The 13,296-nt window shown below is 73.0% G+C and carries 11 protein-coding genes; 3 read left to right on the top strand and 8 right to left on the bottom strand.

All coding sequences use genetic code 11. The features are described from left to right. Positions 1-12 precede the first annotated feature (12 nt). Complete coding sequence (locus ABD993_RS14965; protein ID WP_345417701.1) at positions 13-741, top strand: DUF4191 domain-containing protein; 729 nt, start codon at positions 13-15, stop codon at positions 739-741. A 260-nt stretch (positions 742-1,001) separates the two neighbouring features. Beyond that, positions 1,002-1,970 carry a hypothetical protein gene (locus tag ABD993_RS14960; RefSeq protein WP_345417698.1) on the top strand — a complete coding sequence of 323 codons (969 nt, stop codon included), beginning with the start codon at positions 1,002-1,004 and terminating at the stop codon, positions 1,968-1,970. A 161-nt stretch (positions 1,971-2,131) separates the two neighbouring features. Here ABD993_RS14960 and ABD993_RS14955 read toward each other — a convergent pair whose 3' ends face one another. Continuing rightward, the gene (locus tag ABD993_RS14955) at positions 2,132-2,590 is read right to left on the bottom strand and encodes an RDD family protein (protein ID WP_345417695.1); all 459 of its coding nucleotides are present in this window, start codon (positions 2,588-2,590) and stop codon (positions 2,132-2,134) included. A 144-nt stretch (positions 2,591-2,734) separates the two neighbouring features. Between ABD993_RS14955 and glnA the strand changes: the two genes are divergently transcribed. Then, positions 2,735-4,156: a type I glutamate--ammonia ligase gene (glnA, locus tag ABD993_RS14950; protein ID WP_345417692.1), complete on the top strand. Its 1,422-nt coding sequence runs from the start codon at positions 2,735-2,737 to the stop codon at positions 4,154-4,156. Between the two features lie 247 nt (positions 4,157-4,403). On the opposite strand, the gene ABD993_RS14945 is transcribed toward glnA, so the two are convergent. From ABD993_RS14945 to gnd, 7 genes are all read right to left on the bottom strand, one after another. Continuing rightward, complete coding sequence (locus tag ABD993_RS14945) at positions 4,404-5,360, bottom strand: EamA family transporter (RefSeq protein ID WP_345417689.1); 957 nt, start codon at positions 5,358-5,360, stop codon at positions 4,404-4,406. Next, complete coding sequence (locus ABD993_RS14940; RefSeq protein ID WP_345417686.1) at positions 5,353-5,784, bottom strand: GlcG/HbpS family heme-binding protein; 432 nt, start codon at positions 5,782-5,784, stop codon at positions 5,353-5,355. The genes ABD993_RS14945 and ABD993_RS14940 overlap by 8 nt, the downstream gene beginning before the upstream one ends. A 59-nt stretch (positions 5,785-5,843) precedes the next feature. Beyond that, a complete protein-coding gene (locus tag ABD993_RS14935; protein WP_345417683.1) occupies positions 5,844-9,497 on the bottom strand; it encodes an efflux RND transporter permease subunit in 3,654 nt (1,217 codons plus the stop codon). 83 nt (positions 9,498-9,580) lie between these two features. Further along, entirely contained in the window at positions 9,581-10,009 is a 429-nt protein-coding gene (locus tag ABD993_RS14930) for a nitroreductase/quinone reductase family protein (protein ID WP_345417680.1), read from the bottom strand. A gap of 29 nt (positions 10,010-10,038) precedes the next feature. Beyond that, the gene (locus tag ABD993_RS14925) at positions 10,039-10,731 is read right to left on the bottom strand and encodes a M50 family metallopeptidase (RefSeq protein ID WP_345417677.1); all 693 of its coding nucleotides are present in this window, start codon (positions 10,729-10,731) and stop codon (positions 10,039-10,041) included. A 106-nt stretch (positions 10,732-10,837) separates the two neighbouring features. Next, positions 10,838-12,214 carry a glucose-6-phosphate dehydrogenase gene (gene zwf, locus ABD993_RS14920; protein ID WP_345417674.1) on the bottom strand — a complete coding sequence of 459 codons (1,377 nt, stop codon included), beginning with the start codon at positions 12,212-12,214 and terminating at the stop codon, positions 10,838-10,840. Further along, positions 12,211-13,230, bottom strand: a complete 1,020-nt coding sequence (gnd, locus tag ABD993_RS14915; protein ID WP_345417671.1) for a phosphogluconate dehydrogenase (NAD(+)-dependent, decarboxylating) — start codon at positions 13,228-13,230, stop codon at positions 12,211-12,213. The genes zwf and gnd overlap by 4 nt, the downstream gene beginning before the upstream one ends. Between the last annotated feature and the right edge of the window lie 66 nt (positions 13,231-13,296).

The following is a 13,296-nucleotide window of genomic DNA, read 5'->3' as shown; positions in this document are numbered from 1 at the left end:
ATCCTTCTGGACATGGCCGGCAAGCCCGACAAGGAGACCCAGAAGCGCCTCAAGGCGGAGAAGCGAGCGGAGAGCAAGCAGCGCCGTTCGCAGATCTGGCAGGCGTTCCAGATGCAGCGCAAGCAGGACAAGCTCCTGCTGCCGCTGATGATCGGGTCCGTCGTGGGTGCCGCCGTCGTGGCGTTCCTCATCGGGCTGATCTTCGGGATGGAGTGGATCTTCCTCCCGTTCGGCATCGTGATCGGTGCGCTGATCGCCGTGTCGATCTTCGGCCGCCGCGTGCAGCGCAGCGTGTACGCCCAGGCGGACGGACAGCCGGGTGCCGCGGGCTGGGCGCTGGACCAGATGAAGGGGCAGTGGCGCGTCACGCAGGGCGTGGCGGGCAACACCCACCTGGACGCGGTGCACCGGGTCATCGGCAGGCCCGGCGTGATCTTCGTGGCCGAGGGCGCCCCGCACCGGGTCAAGGCGCTGCTCGCGCAGGAGAAGAAGCGCACGGCGCGGGTGGTCGGCCAGACCCCGATCTACAACGTGATCGTGGGCAACGAGGAGGGCCAGGTTCCGCTCAAGGGCCTGCAGCGCCACCTGACGAAGCTGCCGCGCAACATCAGCACGAACGAGATGGACTCGCTGGACGCCCGCCTCGCCGCCCTGGGCAGCCGCGCCGCCGCCCTCCCCAAGGGCCCGATGCCCGCGGGCGCCAAGATGCGCAGCGTCCAACGCACCGTCCGCCGCCGCTGACCCTTCGGTGACGCTCGGGGTCCCCAAGCGTCGCTGAGTGGTGCTGGGGGTCCCCGAGCATCGTGAGCTGGTCGAGCTTGGGGACCCCGGGATTCGGAGATCGCCGCTTGGGGTCCCCGAGTCCACGTCGGCCGTCAGGGCCTAGCAGACCCGGCGTGCACCGGGGCCGGTTGTCCACAGGCGTGCGAATCATGGCGGTTGTCCACAGGTCACGACCGCGACCGGGCCTTGTCGTCGCCGCGTCGCGTCACGATGGGCACGTGAACCTGACCAGCTCGGATCGCGACCGAATCCGCGGCCTCTTCCCGGACGCCGTCGCCACCCGCGCCGAGCTGCTCGCGCTCGGGATATCCGCGTCGGCGATCACTCGGAGCTGCCGCGCAGGTGGACCATGGCGTGCACCGCTTCGTGGAGTAGTCCTCCTCGCCGACGCCGAACCCACTCCGCGTCAGCGCGCCCGCGTCGCGTTGGCGCACGTCGGGCAACCGTCCGTGCTGACCGGCGCCACCGCGCTGCGTTGCTACGGCCTGCACCACCCGCTCGCGGACGGCCGAACCGCCGTTCTCATTCCGCACGAGCGTCGCGTCGCGGGGCGCGGGTTCATCCACGTCGTGCGGACGAGGAGGATGCCGGTAGCGGTGATGCGGGACGGCCTCAGGCTCGCCCCACCCGCACGGGCGGTGGTCGACGCGACCTTCCCGCATCCCGAGTCCGACGCTGTCCGATCCGTCTTCGCGGCGGCTGTCCAGCAGCGGTTGTGCACCCCCGAGGAGTTGTCGGCCGAGGTGGCGTCCCTCCAGCGGCCGTACACCGCGGTCCCGCGTGAGGTCGTCGCCGAGGTCGAGGAAGGCGTCCGCTCCCCGGCCGAGGCTTGGGGGCGGCGAGCTCTGATCCGAGCCGGGCTCCCGGCTCCGCGATGGAACGTCGCGTTGCACGGCAGCGACGGCCGCCGTCTCGCGATCGTCGATGCCTGGTGGGACGACGTCGGTCTGGCCTGGGAGATCGACTCCCGTGCGTGGCACCTCCGCCCGGAGGAACACGATCGCGACACTCGACGCCAGTCCGCCCTCGCTGCGGCGGGCATCCCCGTTGTCCGCACCCGTCCCTACCGGCTTCAGCGCGAGCCGAACGCCGTCGTCGCCGAGCTCGCCGCCGCCTACCGCAATGCGTCGCGTCATCCCCGCCCCGCGGTTCGAGCCACGCTCTGGCGCCCGCCCGTCCCCGGCTGAGTCGGCCCCGGGCTCCGCGCGGCCGGCTGCCGGTTGGGGTCCCCAAGCGTCAGCCCCTGGCGCTTGGGGACCCCGAGTGCGGCGCGTTCCGATGTTCGGGGACCCCGAGCATCACTCCCTGGCGCTTGGGGTCCCCGAGCATCACCCACCGAGCGGCGGGCTCAGGCGCGGGAGCGGATCACGATCGTCTGGGTGGCGCGGTCGTGCCAGCCTCGACCGTCCGCGTCCCGGATCACGGCCGGGATCACCACACCCAGCAACACCGTCCGCAGGACCGCGCGGAACCCCACGGTCGGGGCCATGTCCACCCGCGCCACCCGGATCCCCAGCGCGACCATCCCCGGCGTCATGCCGAAGAGCGCGGTGGGCACGACGGTGACGACGAACCACACCAGCCACACCCACCACCCGATGGTGGTGCCGCCCAACGCGTCCATCCCGAGGATCGCCAGCGTGAGGGCGTAGGAGAGCAGCCAGTCGACGGTCACGCCCGCCAGCCGCCTGCCGAACCCGGCGACCGATCCCACGCCCGACTCCGGCACTCCGAACCGCTCACCCGGGTAGGACGACTCCGATCCGGAGGGTGAACCCGTCGTCCACGAGTCGAGGAAGCCGGCCATGAGGCCTACGGTAGTCGTCCCATGTGAGCGACGACGCGATCCGGTCCCGTTAACGCCTGTGAAACCTGCGAGTGATGAACGGGCAACACGGCGGCCATAGCGTCGCGACCACTGCCACAGGCCGAGAGAAGGAGCGACGCGAGCGTGTTCAGCAACTCCGAAGAGGTACTCAAGTACATCTCGGACGAGAAGGTCGAGTACGTCGACATCAGGTTCTGCGACCTGCCCGGCGTGATGCAGCACCTCACCGTCCCCGCCTCCACCGCAGGTGACCTGCTGGAGAACGGCGCCGCGTTCGACGGTTCGTCCGTCCGCGGCTTCCAGGCGATCAACGAGTCGGACATGGCCCTGCTGCCGGACTCCACCACGGCCCGTCTGGACCCGTTCCGGAAGCACAAGACGCTCAACATCAACTTCTTCGTCCACGACCCGATCACGGGCGAGCCGTACTCCCGTGACCCGCGGAACGTGGCCCGCAAGGCCGAGCAGTTCCTCGCGGCCTCGGGGATCGCGGACACCGCCTTCATGGCGCCGGAGGCGGAGTTCTACGTCTTCGACTCGATCCGCTTCGGCTCGAACCCCCACGAGACCTACCACCACATCGACTCCGCGGAGGGCTGGTGGAACACGGGTCGTGAGGAGGAGGGCGGCAACCTCGGCTACAAGGTCAACTACAAGGGCGGCTACTTCCCCGTCCCGCCGGTGGACCACTACGCCGACCTGCGCGCGGACATCGTCAGCGCGATGATCGGCATGGGCTTCGAGGTGGAGCGCGAGCACCACGAGGTCGGCACGGCCGGTCAGGCCGAGATCAACTACAAGTTCGACACGCTGCTGCACGCGGCGGACGACCTGATGCTGTTCAAGTACATCGTCAAGAACGTGGCGTGGCAGCAGGGCAAGACCGCGACGTTCATGCCGAAGCCGCTCTTCGGCGACAACGGCTCGGGCATGCACGTGCACCAGTCGCTGTGGAAGGACGGGCAGCCGCTCTTCCACGACGAGTCCGGCTACGGCGGGCTCTCCGACACCGCGCGCTACTACATCGGCGGCCTGCTGCACCACGCGCCGTCGCTGCTGGCGTTCACCAACCCCACGGTGAACTCCTACCACCGCCTGGTCCCGGGCTTCGAGGCTCCGGTCAACCTGGTCTACTCGGCGCGCAACCGCTCGGCCTGCATCCGGATCCCGCTGTCCGGCGACAGCCCCAAGGCCAAGCGCATCGAGTTCCGCTGCCCCGACTCGTCGGGCAACCCGTACCTGGCCTTCGCCGCGCAGCTCATGGCGGGCCTGGACGGCATCAAGAACAAGATCGAGCCGCCGGCCCCGGTCGACAAGGACCTCTACGAGCTCCCGCCGGAGGAGCTCAAGGACATCGCGCAGGTCCCGGCCTCGCTCGGTGCGGTCATCGACAAGCTCGAGGAGGACCACGACTACCTCCTCGAGGGCGGCGTGTTCACCTCGGACCTGATCGAGACCTGGATCTCCTACAAGCGGGAGAACGAGATCGACCCGCTGCGGCTGCGCCCGCACCCGTACGAGTTCGCCCTGTACTACGACGTCTGATCCACAGCAGAGCGGTCCGACCTGCGGGTACGCGGTCGGTCCGCGGTGGTGACGGCGACGCACCTGGCGACGGCCCGTCTCTCCCCTTCCGCGGGGAGGGCGGGCCGTCGCCGCGTCCGGACCGCCGCGGCGATGGGGCCCGCCGGCACCGGGATGAGCACGACCATGACCAGCACGGCCCCGCCCCTGCGCCCGTCGGAGTCGGCGACCGTGCTCGGGCGGCGCTCCGCGTGGGCACGGAGTGTCCTCACAGCGTCTCGGGCAACATCTCCGGCCGCGGGCGGGTCAGGGCCACACCCAGCAGGATCAGCGCCCCACCGGCCAGCTGGATCGCCGCGGGGACCTCGCCCAGCAACAGCCAGCCCGCGAGCGCCGACACCACGACCTCCAGCAGCGCGACGAGGGAGCCCCGCGCGGCGCCGATGCGACGGATCGCGAGCACTCCGGTCAGGTAGGCGAGGACCGTCGAGACCAGGATGAGCAGGATCGCGGTGAGGGCCCAGCCCAGGTCGGTCCCGGCGAGGACCACCTCGTCCGGCCGGGTCAGCACGATCGGCAGCACCCCGACCGCGCCGAGCACGGCCACCACCACCGTGCCGACGGCCATCCCGACACCCGCCAGCACCCACGGCGGGGTGTCCGATCCCGTCCGGTCGGCGAGCAGGAAGTAGCTCGCCTGGCAGACCGAGGCGAGCAGCCCCCACGCGAGCCCGACCGGGTCCACCGCCGTGCCCGACCAGATCTGCACGACGAGCAGCAGCCCGACGATCGCGGTCCCCGCCCCCACCAGCGTCCGGCGTGACGGCGGCTGCCGCCGCACCACCCACACCCACGCGATGACCAGCACCGGCCCGAGGTACTCGAGCAGCAGCGCGATGCTGACCGGCATGTACCGGACGGCGTTGAAGAACGCGACCTGCACCCCGGCCATCGCCAGGACGCCGTAGAGCACGAGCGCGGGCGCGTCCCGGCGGACGGCCGCGACCACCCCGGGGCGCAGCACCGCCAGCAGCACCGACACCACGACCGCCGACCCGCCGATCCGGACGAGTGCGGTGCCCGCGGACGACCAGCCTGCGTCGATCAGCGCCTTCGCGAAGGGGCCGGACAGCCCGAACGAGACGGCCGAGAGGACCGCGAACCCGAGCCCGACGGACGCGGCACGGAGCGCGGGATCCTCGGCGGCGGGGACCGCCTCACTCACCGGTGACGGCGACCAGCCCCGCGGCCTCGATCCCGGCGACGGCGGCCGCCTCGTCGTTCAGCGAGAGGTCTCCGGTGACCCCGACCGCGCCGAGCAGGGTGCCCTCGGCGTCCTCGACGAACACGCCGCCGGGCACGGAGAGGATCTTGCCGCCGGCCAGGGTCGCGACCGAGGTGAAGAACTCCGGCGAGTCCGCGGCCCGGGCGGCGATGGCGCGGTTGGTCATGCCCAGCGCCAGCACCCCGCTCGCCTTGGCCGTCGCCAGGTCGGGACGCAGGAAGCCGGAGCCGTCCTGCCGGGCGAGGGCGACGACCGCGCCGCCCGGGTCGAGGACGGCGACGGTCAGCGGGTTGAAGCCCTGCGCGGTGCCGTGCGCGAGGGCGGCGTCGACGATCGTGCGGGCCTGCTCCAACGAGATGCTCACCCCGCCACCCTCTCAGACCGCTTCCCCGGGACGCTCCGCTCCCTGGCCGGGGATTGAGGTCAGGTCACGCCCTGGTCCGCGGGCGCGGACGCGTCGATCGCCGGATCGTGCCGGGTCGACGTCGGCCCGCCCGACACCCAGGCGGCCGCAGGCTCCCGCCCCGGCGCGTGCGCGACGACCAGGTACTCGTCCCCGCGCGGGAGCCCGACCGCGTAGCGGCCGAGACCGTCGGCCCGGGTCGCGCCGAGCTGGTCCCCGGCCTGGTCGAACACGACGACCGACGCACCGCCCACCGGCTCCCCGCCCGTCCCGACGACACCGTGCACGCCGGGACCCTGCGGGATCTCGGGCGGGGTGTCGCGGTGCGGCTCCGCCGCAGGCGCGGCGTGCGCCCGGTGCGTGCCGCTGCCGGGCTCGCGCGCCAGGGCGCCCGACTCGGGAGCCTGGCTGTCGGACTCGCGAGCCTGGGTGTCGGACTCGCGGGTCGTGGGGTCGGGGGTGCGGCGGAGGCGGGTGCGGAGGCGCTCGAGCAGGACGTAGAGCACCGGGACGAGGACGAGGGTGAGCAGGGTGGAGCTCACCAGGCCGCCGATCACCACGATGGCGAGCGGTTGCGAGATGAACACCCCGCCGCCCGTGAGTCCCAGCGACATCGGCAGCAGCGCCATGATCGTGGCCACGGCGGTCATGACGATGGGCCGCAGCCGCTGCGCCGCGCCGTCCAGCACGGCGCCCTCGATCCCCCGCCCGGCCCTGCGGTACTGGTTGACCAGGTCGATCAGCACGATCGCGTTCGTCACGACGATGCCGACGAGCATGAGCATCCCGATCAGCGCGGGCACACCGAGCGGGGTCCCGGTGAGCAGCAGCAGCCCGATCGCGCCCGTCGCGGCGAAGGGCACCGACACGAGCAGGATCAGCGGCTGCACCAGGCTGCGGAAGGTCGCGACCATGACCAGGTAGACCACGGCGATCGCGGCGAGCAGGGCCAGGCCGAGCTGGGCGAACGCGTCGTCCTGCTGGGTCGACACGCCGCCGATCTCGGCGGTCGCCCCCGCGGGCAGGCTCAGCCCGTCGACGGTCTCGCGCAGGGACCGGGTGGCGGCACCGACGTCGTCGCTCGCGGGGCGGGCGGTGACGGTGGCCGAGCGGGTCCCGTCGGTGTGGGTCACGACGGGCGCAGTGGAGGTCTCCGTGACCTCGGCGATCTCGGCGAGGGTCGTCCGGCCGACGGGCAGCGCCCGCAGCGACGGCACGTCCGTCGGCGGCTCCCCCGCCCGCACGACGACGGCCTGCTCCACCCCGTCGACCGTCAACCTGCCGATCGTCGAGCCCCGCAGCGCGGCGGACACGGTCTGACCCACCTGCGCCTCGGTCAGCCCGGCGGCGGCCGCCGCCCGCCTGTCCACCCGGACGTCCACGGTCGGCTGGGCGGCGGCCAGGTCGTTGCGGACGTCCCCGACCCCCGGGATCCCGGCGACGGCCTGCTGCACCTGCTGCGCGGCCGCGGCCAGCACCTGCGGGTCCTCTGCGCGCACCGCGACCTGCAGGTCGCTGCCGCCGAGCCCGCCCTGGCCCGCGGCCACGGTCAGCTCGCCGACCCCACTGAGCCCGGCGACGCGGGTGCGCAGGTCCTCCTGGACGGCGGTCGAGTCGGCGCCGTCGGCGAGGGTGATCGAGAAGCGGGTCGGGCTCACCCCGGAGGAGCCCCCGGGCGGCCCGAACGTGCGCCCGCTCGACCCGACGGTGACCTGGTAGCTCTGCACGCCCGGCGTCGCGCGGACGACGTCCTCGACCCGGCGCGCCGCGGCGTCCGCCTGCGGGAGCCCGGTGCCGGGTGGCATCTCCTGGCTGAGCGAGACCGTGTCGCCGCCCGCGTCGCCGAGGAAGTTGGTGGTCAGCTGCGGGACCAGCGCGAGGGTGCCGCCGAGGATCAGGACCGCGATCAGCAGCGAGACCACGGGCCGCCGGATCGCCGCCCGCAGGACGGGCAGGTACCCGCGCTGCATCCGGGTCGGCTCCTCGTGGTCCCCCGGACCGCGCACCGCCCCGCCCGCAGCCGAGGCCTTCCGCCGCCGCCCCCGCAACACCGCCGCGGCCAGCACCGGCACCACGGTCAGCGAGACGAGCAGCGACGCCAGCAGTGCCGCGGTGACCGTCACGGCGAAGGGCCGGAACAGCTCCCCCACCTGGCCGCCGACCAGCCCGATCGGCGCGAACACGGCGACCGTGGTGATCGTCGAGGCGGTGATCGCCCCCGCCACCTCGCGCACCGCGTCGACCACCGTCGCCGCGCTCGGCCTGCCCTCGCCGACGTGTCGGGTGATGTTCTCGATGACGACGATGGAGTCGTCCACCACCCGCCCGATCGCCACCGTGAGCGCGCCGAGGGTGAGGATGTTGAGCGTGTAGCCGCCGACGTCCAGCACGATCATGGTGATCAGTACGGACAGCGGGATGGAGATCGCGGTGATCAGCGTGGCCCGCACGTTCAGCAGGAACACCAGGATCACCAGGACCGCGAAGAGCAGACCCAGCAGGCCCTCGGTGGTGAGGTCGTCCACGGACTGCTGGATGAACGGCGCCTGGTCGAACACCACCGTGACCTGGGCGTTCCGGGCCGCGCCGCCGAGGGAGTCGACGATGCGGGGCAGCGCCGCGCGCACCTCGTCGGACACCGCGACGGTGTTCGCGTCGGGTGTCCTGGTGACCCCGATCCCGATGCTGGGCGCACCGTTGGTCCGGGTGTAGGCGGTCGCGGGCGTGGGCTGGGAGCTCACGGTCGCGATGTCACCCAGCCGCACGGGCGCCGCGCCCACCCCGGTCGTGCTCCCCCCGGCCGCGCCACCGGCCGCCGCCCCACCCGAGGCGGCCCCACCCGACGCAGCCCCACCCGTAGCGGCCCCACCCGTAGCGGCCCCACCCGACGCAGCCCCACCCGAGGCGGCCCCGGCTCCCCCCGTGGACGCTCCCGCGGCACCGCCGCTCACGTACAGGTCCGCGACCTGCTCCACCGACGTGATCGGCGACCCCACCTCGACCGACAGCGGCGCCGTGTCCGGCGTCAGCTGTCCCGCGGGCACCCGCACGCCGTTGGCCTGCAGCACGGACGAGATCGACGCGACCGAGACACCCCGCGCCGCGGCGGCGGCCGGGTCGACGTCGATCACGACCTGTTCGGTGGCGAGCCCGGAGAGGGTGACCCCGGAGACCCCGTCGAGGCCCTGCAGGAACGGCTGGACGTCCGTGCGCAGCACCTCGGCGATGCGGTCGGCCCCGAGGTCCGACGACACCGCGAGCTGCAGCACCGGCAGCGAGTCGATGCCCCCGGTGACCACCTGCGGCGTGACGTCCGCGGGCAGCGTCACGCCCTGGAGCGCCCGCTGGGCGCGGGAGGTCAGGTCGGCGACGTCGGTGCCGTACTCCAGCTCCAGGGTGACCACGCTGGAGCCGGTGGTGCTGGTCGATCGGGTGCCGGTGACCCCGGTGAGCGCGCCGAGCGCCTGCTCGACCGGAGTGGTCACCTGCTCCTCGACGACCCCCGGCGACGCCCCGGCGTACGGCGTGACCACCGTCGCGACCGGCACGTCCAGTGACGGGAACAGCTCCTGGCGCAACGACGTCGTGCTCAGCACGCCGAACGCGACGAGCAGCACGGTGACCAGGCCGACGAGGGCCCTGTTGCGCAGGCTGAGACGGGCGAGCCGGGTCACTCACAGCACCTTCCGACGGGAGGTCACGAGTAGACCCGGCCGCACGCCGTCGGGCGAAACCGAAGCCTGAGGGAAACCTGAGGTCAGGCCGCTCGGCTCAGCCGGAACAGCGGGATGGTCCGGATGCCCTTGGTCTTCTCGGCGTAGTCACCGAAGCCGGGGTTGGTCTCGACGATCTTCTCCCACAGCGAGTCCCGCGCGTCGCCGGTGATCTCCGACGCCTCGACGGTCGCGCTGTCGACCCCGTCCGCGGTGGCGATGTCCGCCGCGATCTGGGGGTTGGCCTTGAGGTTGTGGTACCAGGCGGGGTGCGACGGCGCGCCCGCCGCGGACGCGACGATCACGACGTCGTCGGAGTCCGTGAAGTACACGAGCGGGGTGGTCCGGACCTCGCCGGACTTCGCCCCCCTGTGGTGGATGAGGATCATCGGCGCGCCCTCGAAGGGCGGGCCGACCTTGCCGTCGTTCTCGCGGAACTCACGGATGACGCGGGCGTTGAAGTCCTCGGGCACTGACACGGTCCTCTCGGGTCGATCACGAGCTAGCCGAACACGATCCAGGCGGCGGCGCCGGTAGCCGCCAGTCCCGTCAATCCGAACACGACGGTCCACATTCCGCCCGGTAGGTGGGTGATGGCCGCGAGCTGGTCGGCGTCGGAGGTGGTGGTCCGCCTGCGGCGGCGCGACCGCTGCAGCTCCCGCACCGCCCGCAGGCCCCCGAACAGCAGGAACCAGCACAGCGCCGCCGCGAACCCGGCCTGCCACTGCGGCGGCGCCCACCAGGCCACGGCGCCCAGGACCGCGCCCGTCACGAGCACGACGAACGCGCCGAACGCGTTCCGGATGTGGATCAGCGTCGCGACCAGCAGCCCGACCCCGAGCCAGAGCAGCACGTCCGAGTGTCCGGCGGCGACGAGCGCGGCGCCGCCGAGCCCGAGCAGCGGCGGGAAGACGTACCCGGCGAAGAACATCAGCACCACGCCGGGTCCGCGGCCCGCGCCCGTCGAGTGCGTGACGCCGGAGGTGTCCGCGTGCAGCCGGATGCCGGTCAGCCCGCGCCCGACCAGCACCGCGACCAGCGCGTGCCCGCCCTCGTGGGCGATGGTCACGACGGTGCGGGTCATCCGCCAGCTCAGCGTCCACAACACGACGAGGAGCGCCGCGCCCGCCGCCGCCAGCTCGGCGGGACGAGCGGTGAACCCGTCGAGCACGGTCTGGATCTCCGATGGCACCACGCGGAGGAGTCTCCCAGGAGGGCGTGACCCGCCGGCGACCGGAGACTCCGAGGTGGTTCCCGTGACGGTCCGGACCATCGGCGGGCGCGCCTGCCGGACGACCCCGTCAGGCCCCGGGCGGGGGCAACTCCACCCACCCCTGCGGGCCCGGCACGGCCGCGGCGGGCGCAGGCCCCCACGACCCCCGCGCGTACTCGAGGGGCTCGTCGGCGGCGTCCAGGATCGGCCCGACGATCCGCCAGGCCTCCTCGATCGTGTCCATCCGCGCGAAGTGGGCGGGGTCGCCTGCCAGCGCGTCGGCGAAGATCCGTTCGTAGGGCTCGTGCATCGCGCCCAGGACCTGCCGGAAGTCCGCGGCCACGGGGATCTCCACCGGGACGTCGCCCGCGCCGGGCCGCTTCGCCAGCAGGGTGAACGTGACCCCGGCGCCTGCCTGCAGGCGCAACCGGATCCGGTCCGGCCGCTCGACCCCGAACAGCGGGCGCGGTGGCGGCTTCAGCACCGCGACGACGTCCAGCACCGTGACCGGCAGCTCCTTGCCCGCGCGCAGGTGCACCGGCACCCCCGACCACCGCCAGTTGTCGACGTGGAACGTGGCGGCCACGTAGGTCTCCGTCGTCGAGTCCGCGGCGACGCCCAGGGTGTCGAGGTAGCCCGCGTACCGGCCGCGCACCACCTCGGCGGGGTCCAGCGTGCGGACCGCGCGCAACAGGGCGTGCTTGGCGTCCCGCTGGTCGTCCGCGGCGTCGCTCAGCGGGGCGTCCATCAGCAGGTAGGCCATGACCTGCAGGAGGTGGTTCTGCACGACGTCGCGCACCGTGCCGACGGCGTCGTAGAACGAGCCGCGGTCGGCGACGTCGAAGTCCTCGGCCATGGTGATCTCGATGCGGTCGATCCACTGCCTGCTCCACAGGGGTTCCAGCAGCGTGTTCGCGAACCGCAGGACCAGCAGGTCCTCGACGGGCTCCTTGCCGAGGAAGTGGTCCACCCGGAACAGCTGGTCCTCGGAGTAGTGCGTGGCGAGCAGCGCGTCGAGCGCCTCGGCCGAGGCCAGGTCGTGCCCGAACGGCTTCTCGACGACCAGCCGCGCGCGCTCCGCCAGCCCGACGGCGGCGAGCCCGTCCGCCACGGTTCCGAACAGGGACGGGGGCACGGCGAGGTAGTGCACCGCGAAGGCCCCGTCGGGCACGGCCTTCGCCAGCGCGGCGAATGTGCCGGGGTCCGCGTAGTCCCCCGCGACCAGGTGCGTCGCGGCCTGGAGCCTGCCCAGGACCGCGGCGTCGACGTCCGGGATCGCAGCGTGGACGCTGTCGGCGACGTGCCCGCGCAGCTTCTCGTCGTCCCAGTCGGTGAGCGCGACCCCGACCACCGGCACCGTCAGCTCGCCGCGCTCGGTCAGCCGGTAGAGCGCGGGCAGGATCTTCTTCCTGGCCAGGTCCCCGGTCACACCGAACAGGACCAGGACGTCCGCCGGGGTGCTCACGAGCCCGACTTCTCGAGGTGCCCGCCGAAGCCCAGCCGCTGGGCGGACTCGACCTTGTCCGCGAACAGCTCGCTGCCCCGCGAGGCGAAGCGGCTGTAGAGCGCGGCGGTGAGCAGCGGCGCGGACACGCCCTCCTCGATCGCGGCGATGGAGGTCCAGCGGCCCTCGCCGGAGTCCGACACCCGCCCGGCGAACTGCTCCAGCCCCGGATCGGACCGCAGCGCCTCCGCAGTCAGGTCCAACAGCCACGACCCGACGACGCTGCCGCGCCGCCACACCTCCGCGACGGCCGGGAGGTCGATGCCGTCGAACGGGTAGTACCGCGGCTCCCGCAGGGGTGCGGTCTCCGCGTCGACCTCGGCCGCGCGGACGCCGACGCCTGCGTTCCTGATGATGTTCAGACCCTCGGCGTAGGCGCCCATCAGCGCGTACTCGATGCCGTTGTGGACCATCTTCACGAAGTGCCCGGCGCCGGACGGTCCACAGTGGAGCCAGCCCTGTTCGGCGGGCGACGGGTCGCCCGTCGCGCCGGGGGTGCGCGGCGCCGCGTCGACGCCCGGGGCCAGCGCGGCGAACACCGGCTCGATCCGCGACACCGCGCGGTCCGGCCCGCCGATCATCAGGCAGTAGCCGCGCTCGAGGCCCCAGACGCCGCCGCTGGTGCCGCAGTCGACGTAGTCGATCCCCTGCGCGGCGGCGGTCTCGGCGCGGTCGATGTCGTCCCGGTAGGAGGAGTTGCCGCCGTCGACGATCGCGTCCCCGGGGTCGAGCAGCCCGAGCAGCCCGGTGACGGAGTCCCCGGTGATCGCGGCAGGCAGCATGAGCCACACCGTGCGGGGCGCCTCCAGGCCCCCGACCAGCTCCTCGACGGACCCGGCCCCGCGGGCGCCCTCGGCGACCAGTCCGGCGACGGCCTCGGCCGAGACGTCGTACACGTGGCACTCGTGGCCGGCCCGCAGCAGCCTGCGGACCATGTTGGCCCCCATCCGGCCCAGCCCGATCATCGCGATCTGCATCGACAGCCCCCTCCGCGCGCCGGCCGCACGGCTGGGCCGGCTTCCACTGGAGCCACTCGGTGGTGC

The organism is Pseudonocardia xishanensis, assembly GCF_039541715.1.
In the GTDB taxonomy this organism is placed as follows: domain Bacteria; phylum Actinomycetota; class Actinomycetes; order Mycobacteriales; family Pseudonocardiaceae; genus Pseudonocardia; species Pseudonocardia xishanensis.
This window is presented reverse-complemented; position numbering and strand designations above follow the sequence as displayed.